Genomic DNA, 24445 nt, shown 5'->3' with positions numbered 1-24445 from the left:
GTCGTCCTGCACGACTTCCTGATCGCCCCGCTCGTCGGAGCGTCCGGCCTCATCGTCAGACGAGCCTCGATCGGCATCGGCCTGACGGTCTCCGGCATCGTCGTGCTGCTCGCCGTTCCGTTGCTGTGGCGCGACCACAGCGGCCCGGTCAACCCAGGGCTGCACGACCGCGACTACCCCACCGGAGTCACGGTCGTGCTCGCCGTCACCTGGGCCGCCGTGGCCCTATACGAGGTCGCGACGCACCTTCAACGCCGTCGCCGCCCCCACGAACACCACGATGTAACCAACGAGGAACAGGGCGGCGGTGGTTCCGCTGAGGTCGTTCAGGACGCCGGGCGCACCGGATCCACCGACCGCACCGGCCAGGTTGCCCGCCGAGCCGCCGGGCAGGATCTTGGTGAGATCCTCCACCGGCCCGAGCAGCGAACCGACGCCGCGCAACAGGTTCTCGGTGACGATCGCCCACATCAGCCCGAGGCCGACGGACAGCGCGGGGCCCTTGGTGATCACGCCGAGGAACACGCCGAACCCCGTCCACATGGCGGCGATCAGCAGTGACGCGGCCAGTGGCTTCAGCACGCCGATGCCCGGCAGGTTCCAGTCCCAGCCCTCCAGCGACGCCACCGTGATCGCCGCGCCGAGGTTCACGACGAACGTCAGCGCGACCAGCAGCACCACGATGACCGCGAGCGCTCCCAACGTTCCCGCCATCGCGGAGACCCGGCGCGGGCCCGCGGTGAGCGTGGTCTTCCAGGTGCCCCAGCCGTAACCGCTGCCGACCGCCAGCGCGGCCAGCACGAGGATGATCGCGCCACCGAACATCGGCAGGCCGCGCACGACGGCCGCGCCGACGTTCTCCGGCTGCATCGCGCTGATCAGTTGCTGCTGCGACGCGCCACGGGCGTTGGTGCCGCCGTTCAACGCCAGGTAGTTGAACACGTAGCCGAACGTCAGCGTCATCACCAGCCAGACGCCGATCAGCACCCACGTCGCCGGCCACTTCCACAGGCGAAGCAGCTCCGCCTTGACGCTGCCCATCACGCCACTCCCGTCATCTCGAGGAAGACCTCTTCCAACGTCCGGCGCAGCGGCCGGACCTCCTGCACGTCCACGTCGGCGTGGACCAGCGTGCGTACCAAGGACCCCGCGTCCGTCTCACGCACGTGCAGCACGTCGCCGTGCAACGAACTGCCCTCGATCAGCACGTGCGCCTTCTCGATCGGGTCGGCGCGAATCAACAGCACGGTGTCGCCCCGCAGCTGCTCGACGGTGCTCTCGGCGACCAGCCGGCCCTGCGAGATCACGCCGACCCGGTCGCAGATCTCCTCGACCTCGCCGAGCAGGTGGCTCGACAGCAGCACCGTCTGCCCCTGGGCCGCGAGCGCCCGCACCAGGTCGCGCATGTCGGCCATGCCCGCCGGGTCGAGGCCGTTGGTCGGCTCGTCCAGGATCAGCAGCTCCGGCTGGCCGAGCAGGGCCGCGGCGACGCCGAGCCGTTGCTTCATGCCGAGCGAGTACCGGCGGAACTTCTCGTTCGCGGCGCCCGCGAGGTCGACCTGCTCCAAGGCGGCCTCGACGTGCGTCTTGTCCACCCCGCGGCGGGCCGCGTGCACGCGCAGGTTGTCCCGGCCGGACAGGTACGGGTAGAAACCGGGTCCCTCGATCAGGGAACCGACCTTCAGCAACGCCTCGGGGGTGCCCGGTGCCTTGCCGAGCACCCTGGCCGAGCCGCTCGTGGGCTTCACGAGCCCCAGCAGCATGCGGATCGTGGTCGTCTTGCCCGCGCCGTTGGGACCGAGGAACCCGTAGACCTCGCCCCGCCGCACGGACAGACTGACCTCGTCCACCACGGCGCGGTCGCCGTAGCGCTTCGTCAGCTTCTCCGTCGTCACGATCATGGGTCCAATCGTGTTCCCGCCGACCGGCCCGGTCGTCCGCTGCGGAGCGTCATGAAGATACGCACATCTGCGTACGTCCCCGGTCGTATCGTCAGCGGCATGCGGATTAAGTGGCAGGACGTGGCGCTGACGGTGGCGCTGCTGTTCTTCGGCCTGGTCGGCACGCGGTTCGCCGCACGTTTCCAGGGCGCGGAAAACCTGGACGTCCTCGCCTACCTGCTCATCGCGGTGGCGGCGTCGGGCCTGCTGTTCCGCTCGGTCCGTCCGCTGTGGACGTTCGGGATCACCATCACCGCCGTCGCGGTGTACCTGGCCATGGGCTACCCGTTCGGGCCGATCCTGATGAGCGGCGTCGCGGCCATGTACGCGATGGCCGCCTACTCGACCATCGAGCTGACCGCCGGCTGCGCCCTGCTGTACGCGCTGGTGATCCTCCCGTGGTGGCACGACTCGCTGACGTCGTGGGTCACCTGGTCGGCGAGCTGGACCCTGCTGCCCGCCGCGGCCGGCGTGCTGATGAAGCTGCGCCGACGGTCCGTTGTGGACGCTCGCGAGCACGCCGTCGTCTCCGAACGGCTGCGGCTCGCCCAGGAGGTGCACGACGTCGTCGGCCACGGGCTGTCCGTGATCGCGATGCAGGCGGGCGTCGCGTTGTATGTGCTGGACAAGGATCCCGCCAAAGCGCGTGCCTCCCTGGAGGCGATCCGCGACACCAGCAAGGAGGCCCTGGATGGCCTTCGGTCCGAATTGGACACTCTGCGCGGTTCGGCGCCGTTGCGGCCCTCGATCTCACTCGCCGACATCCCGGCGCTCGCGACGCGGATGCGCGAGGCAGGGCTCGAGGTGTCGGTCGAGCTCGACGAGGTCGAGCTGCCGGACAACCACCAGCTGGCCGTCTACCGGATCGTGCAGGAGTCGCTGACCAACGTGCTGCGCCACTCCTCCCCCGGCGTCACGGCGTCGGTCCGCGTCTACACTGTGCGCGGTTCGCTGGTGGTCGAGGTCGCCGACACCGGCACACCGGGCGCGTTCCTGGAGGGCCACGGCATCACCGGCATGCGCTCACGGGCCGAGGCGCTGGGCGGCACGCTCGAAGTCGACGGATCGCACGGCTTCAAGGTGACCGCCCGGATACCGTTGCCCCCATGATTCGCGTGGTGGTGGCCGACGACCAGCCGCTGGTCCGGATGGGACTGCGGACGTTGATCGAGACCGAGGACGGCGTGCGGTTCGCGGGCGAGGCCGCCGACGGACGCGAAGCCCTGTCGCTGATCCAGTCCGTGAAGCCGGACGTGGTGTTCCTCGACATCCGCATGCCGCTGCTCGACGGCCTCGAAGTGCTGCGCCGCGTCTCCGCCGACCCCGCCTGCGCCGATGTGAAGATCGTCATGCTCACGACGTTCGACCTCGACGAGTACGTCTTCGAGGCCCTGCGGACCGGCGCGTCCGGCTTCCTGGTGAAGGACTCCGACCCGACCGACCTGCTGCGCGCCGTCCACGTCGTCGCCGACGGAGGCTCGCTGCTCTCCCCGTCCGTCACGCGCCGGGTGATCGACCGGTTCGCCTCCGGGGCATCGGCCCGGCCCGTGCCGCACCTCGACAAGCTGACCGAGCGCGAACGGGAGATCATGCGGCACGTCGCGTCCGGCGCGTCCAACGACGAGATCGCTGAGCGGCTGGTGATCTCGCCCGCGACGGTGCGGACGCACGTTTCTCGCGCGATGGTCAAGTTGGGGGCGCGGGATCGGGCACAACTCGTCGTGTTCGCCGTGCAGTCGGGCCTCACCTGACCGGGTCATTGACCGTTCGTTGCCAAACCTGCCACCGTTTCTAGCAAGTTCGAGAAATGGAGGCATCATGCGCGCTACCTTCCTCGGCAAGGACCCCGAGTCGGATGGGGGTGCCTCGCCGACACTTTTCGCGACAGACCGCACGGACAGGCAGACGTACATCGCGCAGGGGTGGATCGTCACCGATCCTCAGGTACTTGCCGACGTCGGCCCAATCCCGGACGGCGAGGCAATCATCGAGATACCGGAAGACGTGCTGCGCTTCTACCAGCGCAACGAGCAGGGAGAGGCGCACTGAGCACCCACTACAGCTATCCCAGCCCGGAGTTCGACGACCTCTTCAAGACCTTCGAGCACACCGCATTTCGCCTGGAGGTTCGAGACCGGTACAACGCCGCTGGCGAGCGCGTGGCTGACTTCCTCGCCGGTGAACACGACGACAAGATGCGCGAGGGGTGGTGGCTGCCCAACGTCAGCACGGCAACCGCCGCAGGACGCCGTTTCGAACGGGTGCGCGTGGTGAGCATTCCGCCCAGCGACTACAGCCGCTATGGCCTGTTCTCATCACGGCACAACATCGCTGCGGGCGAAGACATCCGGTACCTCGCCCGCACCACGGCGCAAGAACTGGACCTGCCCAGTCACGACTACTGGCTGTTCGACTCGCGCAGGCTTGTGCGGATGCACTTTGATGACTCCGACGATCGCCTCGTGGGTGTTGAGGTCATCGAAGACGAGCACGAGCAGATCGTCTTGCACAACTACTGGCGTGACGTCGCGTGGCATCACGCCCGGAGAAGGGGTGATTTTGTCGCGGAACACGCCATCAGGGGCGTCGGCGACTAACGTCCACGAAGCGCGTATCGCGCTGGGCAAGCGACTCCGCGAGTTGCGCCGCCAGGCAGGTCTGAGCGGTAAGCAACTCGCGGAGTCGTTGGCATGGCCACCTTCAAAGATCTCCAAGCTTGAGAACGGCAGGCAGACTCCAACCGACCACGACGTTCGCGAGTGGACAAGGGCCACCGAAAGCGAGGGCGAGACCGAGGCACTACTTGCTTCTCTGCACACGCTTGAAGTGCAGCACGCCGACTGGCAGCGGCTTTTCGGTACTGGCATGCGCGCCCACCAACGCACGATCCTCGAAACCGAGGCCAAGGTTCGGTTCTATCGGGTGTTCGAGTCGATGATCATCCCAGGACTGCTGCAAACACCCGAGTACGCCAGGGTTTGCCTCAGTCACGGCGCTCCCCTGTTCGGCCTGCATCACGACATCGACGAAGCAGTACAAGTCCGCATGCAGCGCCAAGCAGTGCTCTATCAGCCTTATCGGCGGTTCCACTTCGTCATCACCGAAGCCGCCCTTCGGTACCGCCTGTGCGAGCCGGAGGTCATGCTCGGCCAACTGGACCGCCTGATGTCGCTCTCCACGTTGCCGACGGTGAAACTCGGAGTAATCGGCTTCGAGACGCCCTATGGAGTGGCCTTCCCCAAACACGGATTCTGGCTGCTGGACGAGGATCTCGTCACTGCGGAGACATTCTCCGCCGAGCTCAACCTCGCGCAGCCACAGGAGATCGAGCTCTACGGCAAGATCTTCGAGTCGCTCGCCGGCATCGCCAGCTACGGCCGTGCCGCCCGCCGGATCATCATGCGCGTCATCGATGACCTCACCCCGGAAGCCGAGGAAGAGATGGAGTAGCAGTATGGGAGCACCCGACGAACGGCTCGCTGGCTGGCAAGACCTGCTCAGCGGCGGCATGGCGAGCATGCAGCACAAGGTGCTCGAGCGGCAAGCCGGTGTTCGTTCCTTCCGAGCCTTCGAGCCGGATGTCGTGCCTGGGCTACTTCAGGTCCCCGAGTACGCGCCGGCATGCCTCGGGCAGGGCGAACTGACCGCCGGATCGATGGACGACTTGGGCGCTGCGGTGCAGGTGCGCATGGAACGCCAGGAGATCCTTCACCACGAGGACAAGCAGTTCCATTTCGTCCTCACCGAAGCATCCCTGCTGTATCGCTGGTGCTCGCCGAGCGGCATGCTCGCCCAGCTCAAACGCTTGGCGTCGTCGATCGACCTGCCGAACGTGAGGCTCGGTGTCATCGGGTTCGGCACGACGTACCGGACCGGTCCGTGGCACGGCTTCTGGATCTTCGACGAGGGTTCGGTAGCCATCGAGACGTACTCAGCGGAACTCAACCTCACTGAACCTCACGAGATCGCGCTCTACGGCAAAGTGTTCGACTCGCTCGCCGGCATCGCGAGCTACGGCGAGGCAGCGCGCCAGATCATCCAGCGGACCATCGACGACCTTTCGGCTGAAGTCGACGAAGACCATCCGACCAGGTAGACCACGAGAAATTTCGAGAAACCGGCTGGCCTCAAACCAGCCGGTTCTCCTACAACAGGGCGCATGAACTGGAAGACGGCCAACGCGGCACAAACCCTCATGCAGGCACACGAGGCGCTGAGCCGCCTGATGCCACGGCCAGACGCGAGCCCGACGACGTGGCTCACGTACTACCGCCGCAGCGCAGCCGTCTACGAACGCGTCGCCGAGATCGACCGCGGCCACTTCCACGAGGCGATGTTCTGGGCCACCCGTGAACGCGAGAAGGCCGAGGCCATCCACAAGCAGTCAGCTTTGACGTGACTCGAACGCGGCCTTGAGGCCCTCCGCCACCGACGAGGGGATCGAGGAGTAGGCGCGCGGCGGCTGCGGGTCGTACTCGATGCCCAGCTGCACCGCCTGCGCGACCATCTCGCCGAACTCGGCCTCGACGAGCCGCAACGCCATGTCGATGCCCGCCGACACACCGGCCCCGCTGACGACCTTGCCGTCGAACACGACCCGATCGGTAGAGACCTCGACGCCGCGCACGGACAGGTCCTCGCGCGCCGCCCAGTGCGTCGTCGCCTTCGACACCAGGCCGGCCTCCGCGAGCAGCGTCGACCCCGTGCAGACCGATGTCGTCCACTTCGTCGTCGGGTGCACCTCCCGCAGCCATTCGACGACGCCGCCGGAGTCCGCGAGCAGCTCCTTCCAATGCCCGGACCCCGGCACCACGACGATGTCGGTCGACTTCAGCGACGAGAACGTGTCGGTCGGCACCACGGACAGCCCGTTGTCGGACTTCACCGGGTCCAGGGAAGCAGCCACGAAGCGCGTCGAGACGACCGGCACCGAGCCGAGCACCTCGAACGGGCCGACGAAGTCGAGCGCCGTCATGTTCGGGTAGAGCACGAAAGTGGCTTCCATCAGGCGACCCCAGTGGTCCGGAAACGGGCGCGGTAGCTGCCCGGCGACACGCCGAGCACGCGCAGGAAGGCCCGCCGCAGGGTCTCGGCCGAGCCGAACCCCGACTGGCGGGCCACGAGTTCCAACGAGTCGCCGCTCGAAGCCAGCCGGTCGGCTGCGGCTTCGACGCGGGCTCGTTCGACGTACTGAGCGGGTGAGATGCCCACGTTGCGCGAGAAGACGCGGGCGAAGTGCCGCACGCTCATCATCGCCTTGCGGGCCATCACGGGCACCGTCCACTCACGGGTCGGATCGGCGTGGATGTCGTCGAGCAACGCCCGCAGCGAGCCGTCCGGCACCGGCTTCGAGCGGGTGTGCACGCTGAACTGCGACTGGCCACCCGACCGCTGCAGGAAGACGACCAGGTACTGCGCGATCCTGCGGGCGAGCGCGGGACCGTGGTCCTGCTCGACCATCGCGAGCGCGAGGTCGATGCCCGCCGTCACGCCGGCGGACGTGGCGACCTGCCCGTCGCACACGAAGATCGCGTCCGGTTCGACCTCGACTCCGCGGTTCTCCAGCTCGCCGGTGAACGCCCAGTGCGTGGTCGCCTTCTTGCCCTTGAGCAACCCCGCGCCCGCCAGCACCACGGCGCCCGTGCAGACGCCCGCGACCCGCCGCGACCGCAGCGCGAGCCGCCGCAGGTTGGTCGTGAGCACCGCGTCGGCCGCGGCCTCGTCGTACCCCCAGCCGCCGACGACCAGCAGCGTGTCGATGTCGCGGTCGAGCGTGCGCAGGTCCGCTCCTGCCTCGATCCGCACACCGGCGGTCGCGGTGAACGGGCCGCCGCCGAGCGTGGCCAGCGTGACCCGGTACCGCTCCTGCCGGTGGTTCGCTGCTTGGAACACCTCGATGGGTCCCGCCAGATCCAGCAACGCCGTGCGGTCGTAACCGACCACAACTATTTCCCTCAGATTCCCCACACCTCCACTGTCCTCATCCGAGGTGGTGGCGGCAACGCCATATCCCCCTCGGATCCGGCCACCCCGAAGCGCAGCCAGGGCGGGGTGGAGCGGATCGGTAAACTGCCCGGCGATGCGGAAAGTGCTGACCCTCGCGGCGATCGGACTGCTCGCGATCCTGCTGATCGTGAGCGACCACCCGTTCCCGCCGCCCTCCGAGCCCGATCGTGAGGCCAGGACCGCGGTCGTGGCGCTCGGCGACAGCACGATGTCCGGCGAGGGCGCCGGCAGCTACGAGCCCGGCACCAACGGCGAGGACGGCGGCAACTGGTGCCACCGCTCGACCGTGGCGTCGATCACGAAGACACAGGTCGAGGCCGACCAGAAGATCAACCTGGCGTGCTCGGGCGCGAACTCCGACAAGCTGCGCAACGAGCAGCTGCCCCAGCTCCGCAGGATCGCGGGCTCGAACCGGGTCACGGCGGTCGTCGTGGCGATCGGCGCGAACGACGACCCGCGCTTCTCCGAGATCCTCAACAAGTGCTTCGAGGCGTGGGGCAGGCGCAACGACTGCACGTCGTCCGTGGCTCCGGAGTGGACCAAGCGCGTGCGGCGGATGATCCCCAAGGTCGAGAACACCCTCAACGCCATCCGCCAGACCATGCGCGACTCGAGCTACCTCGACTCCGACTACCAGCTCGTCGTGCAGTCGTACGCGGCGCCGGTCACGCCGAAGATGCCGCGCTCGCTGCAGAACCTCTCCGGCTGCCCGCTGCGCTCCACCGACCTCGAGTGGGTCGTCGAGGAGGCGGTGCCGGAGCTGTCGAACGGCCTGCGCACCGCGGCGGGCAAGGTCAACGCCCGGTTCCTCGACCTGTCCCGCGCCGGTGAGGGCCACGAGGCGTGTGCGGCCAAGCCGGAGACCGAGTGGTTCACCCGCCTGACGGTCGACTGGGACGGCTTGAAGAACGACAAGCGCGCCTCGCACGCGTTGCAGGAGTCGTTCCACCCCAACGCTCTCGGCCACGAGCAGATCGGCCGGTGCCTCACCGAGTTCCTGGCGGTGGACAAGCGGGACGGCGCGTGCGTGCCGCGGCTCGACGGCACGCTCGGCCTCACGACCCAGAGCTGAACGACACAGAGCTGACCCAGCGCTTCAGCTCGGCCCGCGGCCAGCCCGGATCACCGTCGCGGGCGAAACGGGCCCACGCGGAAGCGATGTCACCGCGGAACATGGCGGGGACGTCCGCGCCGTGATGCGCCGGCGTCCTCGCGTAGATCGACCGGAACGCCCGCCCGTGCTCGTCCGCCAGCAGCATCGTGGGCTTCTGGAACAGCTCGGGGTCCTCGTCCGCCGCGTGGCACACCATCAGGTCGACGTCGTACGGGCCTTCCAGTGGCGTTCGCGGCAGCGAGTCGCCGTCGACGATCGGCTGGTACAGCACGACGTCCGGCTCCGCGGCGCGCTGCACCTCGACGGCTTCCTCCGGTGTGAAGAAACACCCGGCCAGGCTGTGCGCGATCGCCTTGTGGAACAGGCCTTTCGCCGCGGGCATCACCATCAGGCTCGCCACCGTCTGCGCTCCCGACGACTGCCCGGCGACCGTGACGTTGCCCGGATCTCCGCCGTACCGGGCGATGTTGCGCCGGATCCACCGCAGCGCGGACACGACGTCGAGCAGGCCGCGGTTGTGCGGAAACCCTTCCAGTGCACCGTAACCGTCGACGGCGAGCCGGTAGTTGCAGCTGACGAACACGATGCCGTGGCTCGCGAGGACGTCACCCGCGTACTCCGGTTGTGACGACGAGCCAACGGTGTTCGCACCGCCGTGGATCCACAGCAGAACCGGAGCACCGGATTCCACTGTGGACCACACGTTCAGCGTGTGCGAGTCCCCGAAGTCGCCGGTGGGCTCGCCATCGGAGTCCACCGGCAACTCGAAACGCGACTGGGCGGTCGCGGGTTCGGCGTACCGGATGCCGAGATACGGGCTCAAGCCTCCACCGACACCTGGTGGACCGGCAGTACCCGCAGGTTCGCCGCCGCCCGTTCGAGCTGTGAGAGAACGCTCGGCCGCAGCGAGGCGATCTCCTGGTCCGCCGCGGCGCCGGCCATCTCCTGCAGCAGCACCTGCTGCGGGTGATCACCCTCGGCCTCGGCGACCGCCAGCACGCGGAACGCCGTGCCGGGCGGGAAGACCACGCGTTCCTCGGTGGCCACGGCGACGCGGTCGGCCACCTCGACCCGGCGGCCGGTGACCGACCACAGCAGGTATTCGGTGGCGCCCTCGACGCGCTGGCTCGGGTTGGCGACGGCGTCGAGCAGGCCGTGCTCCACCAGCACGTCGCCGGAGCGGTAGCGACGCGGACCCGTAGGGCCGCTGGCACCCCACACCGTGGCCACGCCGCTGTGCACCGGCAGGCGGTTCAGGCCCGACACGATGCACGCGACGTACGGGCGCAGGCGGCCGAGGCGGCCCATGCGCAGCGTGTCGACGACCATTTCCTCGTCCTGCGACACGCACGCCAGCAACGCGGTCAGGTCGGTGACCATGGCCTCGAACGCGGCCGGGTCCTCCTCGGCGTCGGGACGCTGGGCGAGCAGACGGCAGACGGTCGCCGCGTGCACGCCGTAGCGCTCGCCCAGTGCCCTGCGGACGGCGTCGCGCTCCAGGTCCGTGCTGGTGTGGTCCGGGAGGATGGTCTCGCGCTCACCGTCGCTCTGAGCGGGAACCTCCCACGAGGCCAGCGGCTGCGTCGGCAACGGACCGTCCACGCGGAACCGCACGGCGGCCGCGTCCGGGTCCGACGACGGGAACGCTGCCTCTTCGGCCTCTGCCACGACACTCGCGGACACCGTGACGGTCGCGGTCTCCGACGGCGGGATGACGGCGTAGGCGGGTTCGGGCTCGACCGGCGTGACGGCGGTGAAGAAGCCGGTGCCGTTGCCGGACGACTCGCGCGCCGACAACGCCTGTGCTGCCGCGCCCAAAGCGGCTGCGACCGGCGTCTGGGTGCCGAACGACGGAGCAGGCGCGGCGTGCGCTGGTGCGGCGTGCTGAGGAGCGGGAGGCGGCGGCGGGGTGGGCGGCGACACCGTGGCGTCGCAGAACACCACACGCAGCAGCTTGCGCACTTCGGGCTCGAGGCGTTCCACGAGGGCAGCGCCGTGCACCGCGACCGCACCGGGCGTGGTGCGGCCAGGCGTGCCCACGGTCAGACGTGCCCACTCGGGGTCGACGGGCTGAGAGCGGACCTCGGACGCGTTGTACGGCTCATCGTGCTCACGCACCCACAGACCCGAGGGCACGACCTCGAGCACAACACCATCGCCGAGAGAGAACACACCGGGCTCGACCTCGGAGAGTCCCTGCACGGGCGCGCGATAGCCGGACACCGAGGGCACGGGCTCGTGCGGCGTGCACAGCACCTCGGTCACGAACGGCCGCCACGTCTGCTGGCCGCGCGGGTCGACGGCGACCACCGCGGGACCACCAGAGCGCAGATTGCCGACCGGCAGGCCGGTGAACATCGCGATCGGCTCGTTGAGCTCGTCGGCGACCAACCGGCCGAGAGCGGTGTCGATGCCGTACGGAACGAGCCGCACGCGCGATCTGGCCGCCTGCGGCAACGCCGTGAGCAGCCGGCAGACCTCTTCGGTCGGGATCGCCGACTGGCCGGGGCCACCGACGACGACGGTCAGCACGTTCTCGCGGCACGGCAGCGCCACGATCGGCCGCGCGTCCTGAGCTCCTGGGTCGAACGGCGGCTGCTGAGCGCGCAGCCACAACCCGGCCGGAATGGGCTCGGAGATGCCGATCTCGCCGGTCGGCCACGGCGAGTTCGGGTCCATCGCCTCCCACTGCGGCACCGGGAAGCGGCGGCCGAACGGCATCGGCGACGCGTTCGGCTGGAACCGCACCCAGCTGCCGTAGCCCTGGGTGCCCACGACGAACGCGGCACCGGGCACGGTGGTCAGCACGCCGTCCGGCGCGACGACCTCGGCCTGGAGCTGCTCGGCGAGCCACTGCGCGGGCGCGGTGGGACGCATGGTGCCCGCGTGCGATACCGCGAGCCGGATCGGGCCGCGGCCGCTCAGCGCGGTCACGACATGGGGCCAGAAAGTGCTCTGGTCCCCTCCGGGGAAGTCGACCACGACCACGGTCCGGCCTCGGTCGACCGGAAGGGTCCTGGCGAGGCCGGACGCGGCCTGACCAGGCCCGTCCGGAGCGGACACAACGAGCGTCGCGCCGACGAAGTTCGCCGCGAACGGCGTCCTCTGCGGCAATGGCTCCGGCGGCGGCGCTGCTGCCGGTGGCTGCTCGACGGGGTACAGATCCGTGTTCGTGCCCTGGCTCGAACTGGGGGTCTGTGTTTGCTGGTCGCCATGGGCGGCGGCACGTCGGCCCATCAAGCGCCTGATCACCTCCGTGCCATCCCGTTCACTCGCCCTTTCGGCTTAATCGGGCAACGGTCGTGCACGCTACCAAGACGCGGCGCACTCGTGTCACCCAGTCGGGTTATTTGATCTCATCCGATTGATACCCACACGGCCTGCGCTCGTCCGCACACACCGTGAGGGCCGATGATCGCTGATGCCGAGTAGGCCTTGCGACCTTCCCGGCCAAGTTCCCACGCGAGGAGCAAGTGGTCCACGCCCAGTTCCACCGGCTGCTCCACTCGGGCGACAAAAGTGCCGAGCACGAACGCCGGACCACCGTCGGGCGCTACGGGCTGTGCCGAAGGGCAGTCCAACGCCGCCCAGACGATCTCCGGCAGGACGTTCGTCCCGTCGTTCGGCAGCACGTCCGCCGGCCGCCAGACGCCCGCCCACTCCTTCCGGCCGTCCAATGGGCCGAGCAGCGCGGCGATGCCGTCCTCCCGGCCGGGACCGCACCCGAAGCACGTCGGGAACGGGTGCTTGTCGCGCCACGGCACCTTCGCGGCGGCCGCCCGCGCCTCCTCCAGCGTCGGAGCGGCGGGCACGTCGAGGTCGAGCTCGGCCGGCTCGGCGGACGCGATCAGCGTGTCGCCGTCGTAGAGCTCACCGCCGCGGACCTCCATCTCGCGGTCGAGCGGCACCGGCTTGCGCAACCGGACACTCACGACCGGCGAGCCGACGTGCGCCGCGAGCAGACCGGCCGAGTAGCCGCCGTTGCCCATCCCGGGCGGGCCGTTGAACCGGCTTTCGACCTTCACAGCGCCTCCGCGTAGACCCACTGGCCGTTCTCTCTGATGAACCGGCTCCGTTCGTGCACGACGCCCCCGACGTAGTGCGCGCGGAATTCGACCACACCCTCGTTCTGGAGCAGCCCGCCGTTCTCGGTCGCCAGTATCTCGAGCTTCAACCAGCGGTCGGTCGCGTCGATCCCCGCGCTCGCGGGACGGTGTTTCGCGGCCCACGTCCTCAGCAGGTAGTCCTCGTCGGACACCGCGAAAGCGCTGTAGCGCGAACGCATCAGCTGCTCGGCGGTGGCCGCGGTGCGGGCTCCCGAGTGCAGCGCACCGCAACAGTCCACATAGGACTGACCGGTACCACAGGGGCACAGTTTGTTGTTCACGCACACATTGTGCCTGGTGAACCCATTAGAACCGATGCCGCACCTGGTACGTACACCCTGTCAAGACTGACTCGCGGGAGGCAGAGGAGACGGCAAGTGAGTGTGGAGAGCAGGACTGAGCTCGTACCGCTGCGCACGTGGTTCGGGCTGAGGTGGCGCGGCTACGACCGCGACGAGGTGGACGACTACGTCGCCGAACTGGAGGCCGAGCTTCGCCTGGTGACTGCGGACCGGGACGCGTCAGAAGCCCGTGCCGACACCCTGGCCGCCAGGTTGATGTCGGTCCAGGAGGAGAACGCCGCCCTGCAGGACGGCCTGCACCGCATCTGCCTGACCCCGATCGACCCGAAGGGCTTGCCGGAACGGCTCGCCCGCATGGTCGCCCTGGCCGAGGAAGAGCGCCGAGAGGTCATCAGGGACGCGCAGCTGAAGGCGTTGATGATCGTCGGCGAGGCGGAGCAACGCGCCCGCAGGCTCGACGAGGAGGCGGCGGCCAAGCGCGAGGAGATCCGCGAGGACTTCCGGCTCGCCATGTCGGCTCGCCGCGCGGAAGCGATGCGAGCCCTCGCGGAACTGCGCAACGTGGCGCTGGACGAGGCCGAGCGGATCATCGCGGAGGCCAAGGTGCAGAGCGCCAAGATCGATTAGGAGCCCGGCTCCGGCTATTCGTCGTGAAAATCCGGCACGGTGGTTTCGCCAGTCTGCCAGTCGTGCCGGATGATCGCGTAGCTCACGGAGTCGTACCGGTGCCCCGACGCGTCCGGCCACCCCCTCCGGTAGTGCGCTTCCTTGACGTAGCCGCAGCGCCGGAACACGCGCCGCATCGCCAGGTTGTCCTGTCTGGTCGTGCCTTCGATGCGCTCGACGTGCGGGTACTCGCCGAACAACAGGTCGGTGAGCCATTGCACGGCCGCCCGGCCGAGGCCCTTCCCGCGGTGCGGGGCGCTGATCCTCAGGTCGAACATGGGCGTGTCGTCGTCGAGGTCGAAGAGCCGGACGATCCCGGCCCGTTCCCCGTCGACCTCGATCCAGTACGTGTTGTCGTAGAGGCCTTCCTCGACGGGGCGGTACACGTCGGACCGGTCCACTTGCGAGATCGCGTGGAACGGCCAGACATCGCCGGCGAGGAAGTCGGCGAGGGCAGCACCCTCGCTGTCGGGGTCGAACCTCCGGAAGACCGGCAGCGAGTCAGAGCGCACGGCCCCAGCGTACGGAAGCCGCGGTCACCAGGTGCCGGGGATCCTCGTGTTGCCCCGCATGTGGTCGCACATCCACGGGCCGATAAGCGACGTTCGGCACATATTCTCCAAACCCCTCGTCGCCAGTTCGATCACGGCCGGACTGCATTCGTCCGAAATTGATTTACCGCGTTTCCGGAACAGGACCCGAACGGATGCCGGATCGCTACTGAGCGTGTGCACCAGCACGCGGGCTGCCGATACTGCGCCCACCGATGTGTGCTCGGCGTGAGGTTTAACGTTCACAACTTCGGTTGAACCCGCCCTCCCATGCACCCGTATCAATCCGTGTATGCCGCTTTCCAGCTGGGAGGCATTTGGTCCAATGCCCGACGAAAAAGCATGTGCGGTTGTCAGTACGCACCGGGTGACACCTGGCCGGATGGCGAGTTTCACCACGTCGGTAAAAGGACTGCTCAGCGCGGCTTCCAGATCACAGGGCTATCTCGACAGCAGAATGGAGAAAGCATCGGGCGATTCGGCGACCTGGCTGGTCATCTGCTGGTTCGACAGCGCGGAGAGCGCCGAGGAGTGGGATCGCTCCCGGTCTCACGCGACGTGGCGCGAGTACGTCGGGCGCTTCTCCACCCGAGTCGAGCAGCCGCCACCACGACCCGCCGCACAGGCACCGCCGAGCCCTCCACCGCGATGGAAGACGGCGCTGGTGACGTTGATCGGCGTGTTCCCCGCGGTCTTGCTGGTCAACGTCACCGTCATCCCGCGCGTGACGGGCCTGCCGCTGTTGGTGCGCACGTTGGTCCTGTGCGTGTGCGTGACGGGCCTGATGACCTGGGTGCTCATGCCGCAGGTGATGAGGGTGCTCGGCCCGTGGCTGCGCGGGAGCACCGAGGCGCCGAGCAGTGCCAGGCCGGACGCCGACTGGGCTGACGTCCCGACGTCGAAGACACCCAGCGCATCGCTGCCAGACCACGCCGCCTCGGCGACCCACGCGCGTCGCCGCTGACCCCGGAGCGTATTCAGTGCGAACACTCCTGATCGACAACCACGACTCGTACACCTACAACCTGTTCCACCTCGTCGCGAGCGTGAACGGGCAAGACCCGCTCGTGCTGAGCAACGACGACCCGGAACTGCTGAGGTTGTCGTTCGACGAGGTGGACAACGTGGTGATCTCGCCCGGCCCCGGACGGCCGGGCAGGAGCCGGGACCTCGCCGGGGCGACCAGGTTCCTCGGCCAGGACGTGCTGCCGGTGCTCGGGGTGTGCCTCGGTCATCAGGGGCTGGGGTTCCAGGCGGGAGCACGGGTGGCGTTGGCGCCCAAGGCCCGCCACGGCCACCCGACTGTGGTCACGCACGACGGCCGTGATCTGTTCGACGGCATCCCTCAGGGGTTCACCGCCGTGCGCTACCACTCGCTGTACGTGCCCGAACCGCTGCCGCCCGAACTGGAGGCCACCGCGTGGGCCGAGGACGGTGTGCTGATGGGGCTTCGACATCGGTCCCGGCCGCGCTGGGGCGTGCAGTTCCACCCCGAGTCGATCCTGACCGAGTGGGGAACGCGGCTGCTGGCCAACTTCCGCCGACTGTCCGAAGTGGCCCGCCCGTCCGTCACCGTGCGTCTGAAACCGTCGCCTCCCATCGAGACCAAACCTGTTCAGCACACCGGCCATCGCCTGCACACCGCCGTGTACCGCGGAGTCCTCGATCCCGAGCAGGTGTTCGCGGAGCTGCACTCGGCGTCGGACCGCGCGTTCTGGCTGGACGGCGCCGGAGCAAGCGAGCGCGGCGCGCGGTTTTCGTACCTGGGCGACGACACCGGCCCGCTCGCCGAGTACTGCAGCTACGACGTGGGCACGGGCGTGATCACCGCGGAACGCCCCGGCCGGACCACGACCAAGCAGCGCGACGACATCTTCACCTACCTGCGGCGCGGCCTGGCCGAGCGCGCACACGAGCAACCCGACCTGCCGTTCGACTTCACCTGCGGGTGGGTCGGCTACTTCGGCTACGAGCTCAAGGCAACTCTAGGAGGCAAAGCCGCCCACCGCAGTCCCACCCCGGACGCGGCGTGGTTGTTCGCCGACCGTGTCATCGTCATCGACCATCAGGAGCACACAACACATCTGCTGTGTCTGGCCGAGGACACGCCTTCGTCCACCAAGGAAGCCAATGCCTGGCTCGACGCCACGGCCGACTTCCTCTCCTCGCTGTCGTCGCACGAGACCCCGCCCGTCCGGTCGTGGCCGGAGGCGGACGACGCCGTCGAGATCACCGAGCGCTGGCTGATGCGCTCCGGAACCGACTACCTCCTCGACGTCGTTGCGTGCCAGGAACAACTGCGTGCGGGCGAGAGCTACGAGATCTGCCTGACGACGGCGGTGGAACTGCCCGCGACGTGCACGTCGGCCGACTACTACCGCGTGCTGCGCAGGGTGAACCCGGCCCCGTACTCCGCCTACCTGCGCTTCGGCGAGGTCGATGTGGCCAGTTCGTCGCCGGAGCGGTTCCTGCGCGTCAGCCCCGACGGCGTCGTGCAGGCCGAACCGATCAAAGGCACGGCCGCCCGCGGCACAACCCCCGAGCAGGACACGGGTCTGCGCGACGCACTCGCCGAGGACCCGAAGACCCGCGCGGAGAACCTCATGATCGTCGACCTGCTGCGCAACGACCTGAGCCGCGTGTGCCAGGTGGGCACCGTGCAGGTGCCTGAGCTGATGGGCACCCGCACGTACCGAACCGTGCACCAGCTCGTCTCGACCGTCCGGGGCGACCTGAAGCCGGGCCTCGACGCGCTGGACTGCGTGCGGGCGTGCTTCCCCGGCGGATCGATGACCGGTGCCCCCAAGGAACGCACGATGGAGATCATCGACGACCTGGAGCCGACCGCCCGCGGCGTGTACTCCGGCGCACTGGGTTTCTTGAGCTGCAACGGATCCGCCGATCTGAGCATCGTCATCCGCGCCGCGGTCTTCGCGGCCGGACGGGTGCGCATCGGCGCGGGCGGCGCGATCGTGCTGGCCTCCGACCCCGAGGCGGAGTACCAGGAGATGCTGCTCAAACTGGCCGCGCCGATGCGGGCGTACTGGAGCTCCGGCGCACACCGACCGGCCGCCGTGCTGTCCGCGGAGCCACGCGCCCACCGGCGGGGCAGGCACGCACGCCGCCGCCGTGCCGTCACGCGCACGGCAGAGGTGGAGGCGGGCTGATGAACAACCTCCACACTCCGGCCCCGCACCACCCAGCCGCACACCGGCCGACCGCCCGATCCCGCAACGCGGCCCTGACCCTGGCGAGGCATGCCGACCGCGCCGGCTGGTCGTCCCGCCCCGCCTACCTGATCGGCGACGAGGTGTGGCGGCACGGCCAAATCCACGACCTGGCAGCCAGAGCCGCCAAAGTCCTGCACGACAGGGGAATCAGGCCCGACGACCACGTGCTGCTGGCCGCCCCGGACGGCCCGGCGTGGGTCGTGGCGTTCCTCGCGATCGCCCGCCTCGGCGCGGTGGCCGTGCTGGCGAACCCCGAACTCACCGCGGCCGACCACCACCTGCTGCTGGCGGACTGCGACGCCAGCGCCTGCGTGACGGACGCGGCCCTGGAGGAACGGTTCCCGAACTGGATCGACGTCGACCACCTGCTCGACCAGGCCTGGACGACCGCGCCAGGACCCGCCGCCGACGTCGCCCCGACGAGCCCGCTCTACGTGCAGTACACGTCCGGCACCACCGGCCAGCCGAAAGGCGTCGTCCACGCGCACAAGGACCTCGCGCTGTACGGCACGTCGGTGGGACGTGACGTCCTGCGCATCGGCATCGGCGACGTCGCCCTCTCGGTGTCGAAGATGTTCTGGGCCTACGGGTTCGGCAACGCGCTGGTGTTCCCGCTGCACTCGGGCTCGTCCGCGGTCCTCACACCGCACCGGCCGTGCGCGGAGGAAATCGCCGAGCTGACCGTCCGGCACCGGGTGAATCTCCTCTACTCGGTGCCCTCCTCCTACGCGGCACTGGCGTCGACGAAGCTGACTTCCTTGCGCGCCGCGGTGTCCGCGGGCGAACCGATGCCGGAGCCGCTCGGCGCACTGCTGCGCGACGAGCTGGGCATCGAGGTGCTCGATCAGATCGGCTCCACCGAGGCCGGGCATGCCTTCTGCGCCAACGGGATCGGCGACAACACGCCCGGCACGCTGGGCCGTCCTGTGCCCGGCTGGGAGGTCCAGGTGCGCGACGAGCAGGGCTTCCCGGTCGACGAGGGCGAGTTGTGGGTGCGCGGACCGACGTTGTTCTCCCACTACCTCAACCAACCCGGGCTCACCGGGAGCACGCTGGTCGACGGCTGGCTGACGACCCACGACCGGGTGCGGCAGAACCACGACGGCACGCTGAGCCACCTCGGCCGCACCGACGACATGGAGATGGTCGGCGGGATCTCCCTGTCACCACTGGAGATCGAGCGCGTGCTGGCGGCGCATCCGCTGGTGCGCGAGGCCGCCGTGGCCGCGGTGCTCGACCAGCACGACGCGTCACGGCTGCGTGCGTTCGTCGTTCCCGCGCAGGACACACCGGGGCTCGAGGACGAACTGATCACCTGGACCCGGTCCCGGCTTCCCTCGTTCAAGGTTCCGCGCACCGTGCGGCTGGTGCCGCAGCTGCCGAGGACCGCCACCGGCAAGTTGCGCCGGCACGTCGTGCGCACCGGATCCTGGTAAGGAGTTTCCCGTGCGGCAAAAGCTCTTCTCCGGCAACGGATTCTACATCGGACAGATGTTCCGGGAGGCGGCGACGCGGCACGGAGCCGTGCCGGTCGTCCTGGACCGTCCGCTGGACGTGGCACCCGACGCCGGACTGAACCACACCTACCGCTCACTCGCCGACCTGGTGGACCGGCTGGCCGACCAGCTGTGGACCGCCGGGGTCAGGCCCGCGAGCCACGTCGCGATCCACAAGCGCGACAACGCGGACATCGCTCTGCTCGCGTGCGCCGTGTCCCTCATCGGCGCGGTGCCCGTCCTGCTGTCCCCCGGCCTGGACGCCACCGCCGCCGGCATCCTGCTGAGCAGGCTCGACCGGCCGTTGCTGGTCACGGACGACGTGACGCTGGAAAGGCTGGCGCACACGGACATCGCGGGGCTGACCAGCAAGCGCGTGCTCGTCACCGGGGTCTTTCCCGGCGCCGTCACGCTCGACGGCCTGGAGGTGGCCGGACGAGCGAAACCGGTCCGGCTGCACCCCGAGGAGCCCGCGATGATCACGCACAGCTCCGGCACCACCGACGTGCCCAAGCTCGCCGTGCACTGCGCTCGGGCGCTGTGGAACAGGCTGGTGCCGCAGAAGATCATGGCGGTGCCCCTGCGCGGGGAGACGGCGGCGTTCTGCATGTCGTTCGTCCACTCGCGCTTCTACCACGCGCTCGGCACATTCCTCTCCGGTGGCAGCCGACTGCTCCTGCTGGTGGACCACGAACCGGCCTCGGTCGGCCCGCTGCTGGCGCGGTGGCAGCCGGGTGTCGTCGAGACGCACCCCAACACGTTCGTGCTGTGGGAGGACCTCGCGGACGCCCCCGGCGCACCGCTGCGCAACGTCCGCTGCTTCGGCAGCACCTTCGACGCCATCCACCCGCGCACCGTGCAGCGGTTGCTCGGCGCGTCACGCCGGCGCGGCAAGTACCTCATGCAGCTCTACGGCCAGAGCGAGACCGGCCCGGTGGCCGCACGCGTGTTCACCGCACGAGGTGCTGCGCGCGGCAACGGACGGCTGGTGGGCATCGGCCTTCCCGGTTTCACCAGGGTAAGGATCACCGACGACGCCGGTGTGCCGGTGCCGAGCGGGACGGTCGGGCACATCGAGGCGCACACCCGCGGCCGCATCCTCACCTACCAGGGCGCCCAGGACAGGTTCGACGCTCAGCTCAACGGGCGCTGGTGGCGCATGGGCGACATGGGCTCCCGCAGCTGGTGGGGCGGCCTGCACCTGATCGACCGCGAGATCGACCGGATCGACGACGTGGACAGCAACCTGCGGATCGAGGACGTGCTGATGTCCCGACTGGACGAACTACGCGAGGTGGTCGTGGTTCCCGGCGCGGACGGCGTCGCGGTGCCCGTGGTGTGCACCCGCACCGGCGCACCGCTGGCACCAACGCGCTGGGAGCGTGCGACGGCCGATCTCCCCGCCCTGGCGGCACCGCTGCAGTGGGCGTTCGACGACCTGCCCAGGACGTCGACGTGGAAGATCAAGCGCGTGACGCTCGCCCGGTTGATCGCCGCCGGGGACGGCGCGGTGGCCCATGCCTGACCCGGTGATCGTCGTGGGCGCGGGTCCGGTCGGTCTCTGCGCGGCGCTGGCACTGCGCGCTCACGACGTTCCCGTCGTCCTGCTCGAAGCCGACCCCGTCGACCGGCACCGCACCGGCAGCCGCGCCCTCTACGTGCACGGGAAGTCGTTGGCACTGCTGGAATCCATCAGCCAAGGGGCGGGATCGGAGCTCGCGGCTCGCGGCGTGCTCTGGAACGTCCGCCGCACCCTCTACCGCGGAAAACAGGTGTACGAGAAGGAGTTCCCGCCGCACGATCCCGCGAGCGGCCTGCCCCCGTTCACCAGCCTGCGGCAGAGCGAGACCGAACATGTCCTGCTCGACGCGTGTGAACGCGCGGGCGTGGACGTGCGGTGGAACCACCCCGTCACCGAGGTCGTCACGCATCCCGGTGGCGTCACCGTCGCCACCGCGGACGGCGTGACCTGGTCCGGAAGCCACGTCGTGGGAGCCGACGGCGCGAGGTCGACCGTCCGCAGGTGCACGGGAACCTCGTTGAACGGCACGGCCGCGGAAGGCTTCCACGTGGTCGTCGACGTCGCCGACAGCACACCGGACCTGGCGAGGGTGATGCACTACGAGCATCCCGCCGCGGAAGGCCGTGGTGTGCTCATCGTGCCCTACGCGAACGGGTTCCAGGTCGACGTGCAGAGCAGGGCTGGCGACTCGGCGGACGTCATCGCCTCACGGCAGGAGGTCCGGCGGTGGCTGCCCGCGTTGATCGGGCCGACGCCGACGGAGCGCATCACCGCGATCTCCGTCTACCGGTTCCTGCAGCTGATCGCCGACGACTTCACCGACCCGCACCACCGGATCCTGCTCGTGGGCGAGGCCGCCCACCTGTTCCCGCCGTTCGGCGCTCGTGGCATGAACAGCGGCTTCGTCGACGCGCAGGCGGCGGCGGACGCCATCACGACCGGACGGCATTCCCCCGCGGCGAACGCGGAAGCCGTTGCCGCGTTCGCGACGACGCGGCATGCGGCGGCGGAGGCCAACAGCGCCGCCGCGGGCGCGGCCCTGCGGCACCTGCGACCGCCCACCGCGGCGGCCAGGCTGCGGCGCGGGGCGGCGGCACGGCTGGCGTCCGTGGTGCCCCGGTTCGGAGAGTGGCTGGAACACGCCCCCTACGGCACCAGGCTGAGCGAAGTGAGGCACTGAGATGGAAGACGCTCCCCTGCTCGTGGCCGACTCGTGGCTGGTGTTGGACGGTTCGGTGCGGTCGCTGGACCGGCACGTCAGCAGGTTCAGCCGGTCCTGCCTGGAACTCGGTGTCGTCACGCAGCTGGAACTGGACCGGTTCTGGCGGGACACGATCTCCGCGCTGCCGCGCACGGGCGCGTGGTTCCCGCGCGTCGAACTCGTCGGCGATCCGCCCTCGTTGCGGCTGCGGATTCGCCCGGCACCGGCGCGTGGCGAGCACGTGCGCGTGTGGGTGCCGGACGCGCCCGATCGCCGGCTTCGCCCGCACTGCAAGGGACCTGACCTCCAGTCACTCACCAGGCTGCGTGCCGAAGCGGAGGCACACGGAGCGCAGGAGGCGCTGTTGCGGACGGCCGACGGCGTTGTGATCGAAGCGGCGACATCGTCGGTGTTGTGGTGGGAGGACGACGTGCTGTGCGCACCGCCCTCGGACATTCCGGCGCTACCGGGAACGACCGCCGCGCTCGTGCTGGACCTGGCCGTCGAACGGGAAATCCCCACAGCACACCGTGCCCGTCGCGTCGACGAACTGGCGGGCCGCGAGGTGTGGCTGCTCAACGCACTGCACGGCATCCGACTCGTGACCGCGTTCATCGGTTGCGGCACCACTCCCGGCAGCGGCAGGCACTTCACGTCGTGGCGGGAGCGGGTCGAGCGGCTGCGCACGCCGCTCGACCCGCCGGCTCAGCGGGCAGGCTGAGGAACCATGCGGGTGCTGATCGCGATGCGGTTGTAGGCGTTGATGACCGTGCAGACCCAGATGAGCGCGGCCGTCGCCGCCTCGCCGAACTCCGCGGCGGCCGCCCGGTACACCTCGTCCGGCACCCGGTCGTCGTGCACGAGGGTGATCGTCTCCGCCAGCGCGAAGGCGGCCTTCTCCCGCGCGTCGAAGAGGCTGGAGTCCTGCCAGGCGCCCAGCGCGTCGAGGCGCTGCTGCGACTCGCCACCGGCCCTCGCGTCGCGGGCGTGCAGGTCGATGCAGAACTCGCACCCGTTGATCTGCGAGACGCGCAGGCGCAGCAACTCCAGCAACGAACCGGGCAAGCCGGCCTTGGCCGCCGAGTCCGCGGCGGCGACGTGCAGCGCTCGCATCGCGGCGGACACGTCCGGGGTGACCGACTTCAGGTTCACCCTGGTCTCACTCGTGAGGGATGACATAGCTCAACACTAGCCCGACTTTCGCAGATTAGCGTTGTGCCACAACAGAATCCCTTGTTGTGTCTATTGTGGACACAGCACGCTGGACCCTGCCGCCTCCATCGTGCGGGCGAGCAGCAGCGCCGTGGTGACCGGGCCGACGCCGGGCACGGGAGCGGCGTGCAGTGCGGGCGCCACGCCGGGTGCGGGGATTCGTGCGGCTAGGCCGACGGAAAAGTCCACGATGGTCTGATCGCGCAGCGATTCTCCGCCTTGAGTGGTCATCGAAAGACGACGGTGCTGTTGCCGTTGAGGAGCACCCGGTGCTCGCAGTGCCAGCGCACGGCACGCGACAGCGCGAGCGCCTCGGCGTCGCGGCCGGCCGCGGTGAGCGCCCGCGGGTCGAAGGAGTGGTCGACCCGCAGCACCTCCTGCTCGATGATCGGCCCCTCGTCGAGGTCGGGCGTGACGTAGTGCGCCGTGGCGCCCACGTACTTCACACCACGGTCGTAGGCCTGGTGATACGGCTTGGCGCCCTTGAAGCCCGGCAGGAACGAGTGGTGGATGTTGATCACCCGGCCGGCGAGCTTGGCGCACAGGTCGTTGGACAGCACCTGCATGTACCTCGCCAGCACCACCAGATCGATCTGGTACTCCTCGACGAGCTCCAGCAGGCGCTGCTCGGCGATGTGCTTGGTGTCCGCGGTGTTGGGCACGTGCACGAAGTCGAGCCCGGCCGCCTCCGCCATCGGCCGCAGGTCCTCGTGGTTCGACACGACCGCGGCGATCTCTCCGCCCAGACTTCCGGCACGCCACCGGAAAAGCAGGTCGTTCAGGCAGTGCCCGGCCTTCGACACCATGACGAGCACGCGCGGCTGGCGCTCGTCCCACAGGTCGAAGTCCATCTCGAACTCGCTCGCCACCGCGGCGAACGCGCGGGCGAGGTCGTCGACGTCGGCGGAGCCGCACTTGAAGGCGGTGCGCAGGAACAACCTGTTGCGCACGTCGTCGTCGAACTGCTGGTGCTCCACGATGTCGCAGCCGTGGCCGACCAGGAACGAGGTCACCGCGTGGACGATGCCCGTCCGCTCGGGACAGTTCAGGGTCAGGGTGAAGTGTCGCGCCACGACGGTCTCCTCGTCCTGGTAGCCGT

Annotated in this window: 27 protein-coding genes; 15 read left to right on the top strand and 12 right to left on the bottom strand. The window is 69.3% G+C overall.

What is annotated here, in order from left to right; translation table 11 throughout:
* Positions 1-225 precede the first annotated feature (225 nt).
* Together JOD27_RS35070 and JOD27_RS35065 are read right to left on the bottom strand one after the other, a co-directional pair.
* Positions 226-1041 (bottom strand): ABC-2 transporter permease, encoded by an 816-nt coding sequence (locus JOD27_RS35070; RefSeq protein WP_204766621.1) that lies wholly within the window; start codon positions 1039-1041, stop codon positions 226-228.
* Positions 1041-1901, bottom strand: coding sequence for an ABC transporter ATP-binding protein (locus JOD27_RS35065; protein WP_204766620.1), 861 nt, complete (start codon positions 1899-1901; stop codon positions 1041-1043). The genes JOD27_RS35070 and JOD27_RS35065 overlap by 1 nt, the downstream gene beginning before the upstream one ends.
* Positions 1902-2000: 99 nt before the next feature.
* On the opposite strand from JOD27_RS35065, the gene JOD27_RS35060 reads away from it, so the two are divergent.
* From JOD27_RS35060 to JOD27_RS35030, 7 genes are all read left to right on the top strand, one after another.
* Positions 2001-3050, top strand: a complete 1050-nt coding sequence (locus JOD27_RS35060) for a sensor histidine kinase (protein ID WP_204766619.1) — start codon at positions 2001-2003, stop codon at positions 3048-3050.
* Entirely contained in the window at positions 3047-3691 is a 645-nt protein-coding gene (locus tag JOD27_RS35055; protein ID WP_204766618.1) for a response regulator, read from the top strand. Before JOD27_RS35060 ends, JOD27_RS35055 begins: the two co-directional genes overlap by 4 nt.
* A 67-nt stretch (positions 3692-3758) precedes the next feature.
* The gene (locus tag JOD27_RS35050) at positions 3759-3989 is read left to right on the top strand and encodes a hypothetical protein (protein WP_204766617.1); all 231 of its coding nucleotides are present in this window, start codon (positions 3759-3761) and stop codon (positions 3987-3989) included.
* Positions 3986-4537: a DUF6879 family protein gene (locus JOD27_RS35045; protein WP_204766663.1), complete on the top strand. Its 552-nt coding sequence runs from the start codon at positions 3986-3988 to the stop codon at positions 4535-4537. Before JOD27_RS35050 ends, JOD27_RS35045 begins: the two co-directional genes overlap by 4 nt.
* Positions 4461-5390: a helix-turn-helix domain-containing protein gene (locus JOD27_RS35040; RefSeq protein ID WP_307830502.1), complete on the top strand. Its 930-nt coding sequence runs from the start codon at positions 4461-4463 to the stop codon at positions 5388-5390. The genes JOD27_RS35045 and JOD27_RS35040 overlap by 77 nt, the downstream gene beginning before the upstream one ends.
* Before the next feature lie 4 nt (positions 5391-5394).
* A complete protein-coding gene (locus tag JOD27_RS35035; RefSeq protein WP_204766616.1) occupies positions 5395-6036 on the top strand; it encodes a DUF5753 domain-containing protein in 642 nt (213 codons plus the stop codon).
* A gap of 63 nt (positions 6037-6099) precedes the next feature.
* On the top strand, positions 6100-6339 hold the full coding sequence (locus tag JOD27_RS35030) for an AMED_5909 family protein (protein ID WP_204766615.1): 240 nt from the start codon (positions 6100-6102) through the stop codon (positions 6337-6339).
* Here JOD27_RS35030 and JOD27_RS35025 read toward each other — a convergent pair.
* Positions 6325-6945, bottom strand: coding sequence for a DJ-1/PfpI family protein (locus JOD27_RS35025; protein ID WP_204766614.1), 621 nt, complete (start codon positions 6943-6945; stop codon positions 6325-6327). The genes JOD27_RS35030 and JOD27_RS35025 overlap by 15 nt on opposite strands.
* The gene (locus JOD27_RS35020; RefSeq protein ID WP_204766613.1) at positions 6945-7883 is read right to left on the bottom strand and encodes a GlxA family transcriptional regulator; all 939 of its coding nucleotides are present in this window, start codon (positions 7881-7883) and stop codon (positions 6945-6947) included. Before JOD27_RS35020 ends, JOD27_RS35025 begins: the two co-directional genes overlap by 1 nt.
* A 136-nt stretch (positions 7884-8019) precedes the next feature.
* On the opposite strand from JOD27_RS35020, the gene JOD27_RS35015 reads away from it, so the two are divergent.
* Positions 8020-9018: a GDSL-type esterase/lipase family protein gene (locus JOD27_RS35015; RefSeq protein ID WP_204766612.1), complete on the top strand. Its 999-nt coding sequence runs from the start codon at positions 8020-8022 to the stop codon at positions 9016-9018.
* On the opposite strand, the gene JOD27_RS35010 is transcribed toward JOD27_RS35015, so the two are convergent.
* From JOD27_RS35010 to JOD27_RS34995, 4 genes are all read right to left on the bottom strand, one after another.
* Entirely contained in the window at positions 9002-9883 is an 882-nt protein-coding gene (locus JOD27_RS35010; protein WP_204766611.1) for a carboxylesterase family protein, read from the bottom strand. The genes JOD27_RS35015 and JOD27_RS35010 overlap by 17 nt on opposite strands.
* A complete protein-coding gene (locus JOD27_RS35005) occupies positions 9880-12297 on the bottom strand; it encodes a hypothetical protein (protein ID WP_204766610.1) in 2418 nt (805 codons plus the stop codon). Before JOD27_RS35005 ends, JOD27_RS35010 begins: the two co-directional genes overlap by 4 nt.
* A 119-nt stretch (positions 12298-12416) precedes the next feature.
* Positions 12417-13085: a hypothetical protein gene (locus JOD27_RS35000; protein ID WP_204766609.1), complete on the bottom strand. Its 669-nt coding sequence runs from the start codon at positions 13083-13085 to the stop codon at positions 12417-12419.
* Positions 13082-13453 (bottom strand): YchJ family protein, encoded by a 372-nt coding sequence (locus tag JOD27_RS34995; RefSeq protein ID WP_372441779.1) that lies wholly within the window; start codon positions 13451-13453, stop codon positions 13082-13084. The genes JOD27_RS35000 and JOD27_RS34995 overlap by 4 nt, the downstream gene beginning before the upstream one ends.
* Positions 13454-13543: 90 nt before the next feature.
* Here JOD27_RS34995 and JOD27_RS34990 point away from each other — a divergent pair, with 90 nt between their 5' ends.
* On the top strand, positions 13544-14095 hold the full coding sequence (locus JOD27_RS34990; protein ID WP_204766608.1) for a DivIVA domain-containing protein: 552 nt from the start codon (positions 13544-13546) through the stop codon (positions 14093-14095).
* Positions 14096-14109: 14 nt separating this feature from the next.
* On the opposite strand, the gene JOD27_RS34985 is transcribed toward JOD27_RS34990, so the two are convergent.
* The gene (locus tag JOD27_RS34985; protein ID WP_307830500.1) at positions 14110-14646 is read right to left on the bottom strand and encodes a GNAT family N-acetyltransferase; all 537 of its coding nucleotides are present in this window, start codon (positions 14644-14646) and stop codon (positions 14110-14112) included.
* 331 nt (positions 14647-14977) lie between these two features.
* On the opposite strand from JOD27_RS34985, the gene JOD27_RS34980 reads away from it, so the two are divergent.
* Genes JOD27_RS34980 through JOD27_RS34955 form a run of 6 tightly spaced genes read left to right on the top strand, consistent with a single transcriptional unit; the run spans position 14978 to position 22855 of the window.
* Positions 14978-15649, top strand: a complete 672-nt coding sequence (locus JOD27_RS34980) for an antibiotic biosynthesis monooxygenase (RefSeq protein WP_372441778.1) — start codon at positions 14978-14980, stop codon at positions 15647-15649.
* 16 nt (positions 15650-15665) lie between these two features.
* On the top strand, positions 15666-17852 hold the full coding sequence (gene pabB / locus JOD27_RS34975) for an aminodeoxychorismate synthase component I (protein ID WP_204766606.1): 2187 nt from the start codon (positions 15666-15668) through the stop codon (positions 17850-17852).
* On the top strand, positions 17852-19351 hold the full coding sequence (locus JOD27_RS34970) for an AMP-binding protein (protein ID WP_204766605.1): 1500 nt from the start codon (positions 17852-17854) through the stop codon (positions 19349-19351). The genes pabB and JOD27_RS34970 overlap by 1 nt, the downstream gene beginning before the upstream one ends.
* A gap of 10 nt (positions 19352-19361) precedes the next feature.
* Positions 19362-20936 carry an AMP-binding protein gene (locus tag JOD27_RS34965; protein ID WP_307830499.1) on the top strand — a complete coding sequence of 525 codons (1575 nt, stop codon included), beginning with the start codon at positions 19362-19364 and terminating at the stop codon, positions 20934-20936.
* On the top strand, positions 20929-22113 hold the full coding sequence (locus JOD27_RS34960; RefSeq protein ID WP_204766604.1) for an FAD-dependent monooxygenase: 1185 nt from the start codon (positions 20929-20931) through the stop codon (positions 22111-22113). The genes JOD27_RS34965 and JOD27_RS34960 overlap by 8 nt, the downstream gene beginning before the upstream one ends.
* A 1-nt stretch (position 22114) precedes the next feature.
* Positions 22115-22855 carry an aminotransferase class IV gene (locus JOD27_RS34955; protein ID WP_204766603.1) on the top strand — a complete coding sequence of 247 codons (741 nt, stop codon included), beginning with the start codon at positions 22115-22117 and terminating at the stop codon, positions 22853-22855.
* Here the strand turns inward: JOD27_RS34955 and JOD27_RS34950 are convergent.
* The 3 genes from JOD27_RS34950 to purU all read right to left on the bottom strand — a co-directional run bounded on the left by JOD27_RS34950 (position 22840) and on the right by purU (position 24419).
* Positions 22840-23313 (bottom strand): carboxymuconolactone decarboxylase family protein, encoded by a 474-nt coding sequence (locus JOD27_RS34950; protein WP_204766602.1) that lies wholly within the window; start codon positions 23311-23313, stop codon positions 22840-22842. The two genes, JOD27_RS34955 and JOD27_RS34950, sit on opposite strands and share 16 nt — an antisense overlap.
* Positions 23314-23376: 63 nt before the next feature.
* A complete protein-coding gene (locus JOD27_RS34945) occupies positions 23377-23577 on the bottom strand; it encodes a hypothetical protein (RefSeq protein ID WP_204766601.1) in 201 nt (66 codons plus the stop codon).
* A complete protein-coding gene (gene purU, locus JOD27_RS34940; RefSeq protein WP_204766600.1) occupies positions 23574-24419 on the bottom strand; it encodes a formyltetrahydrofolate deformylase in 846 nt (281 codons plus the stop codon). Before purU ends, JOD27_RS34945 begins: the two co-directional genes overlap by 4 nt.
* Positions 24420-24445 lie beyond the last annotated feature (26 nt).

It is taken from the genome of Lentzea nigeriaca (genome assembly GCF_016907955.1).
Lineage (GTDB): Bacteria > Actinomycetota > Actinomycetes > Mycobacteriales > Pseudonocardiaceae > Lentzea > Lentzea nigeriaca.
This window is presented reverse-complemented; position numbering and strand designations above follow the sequence as displayed.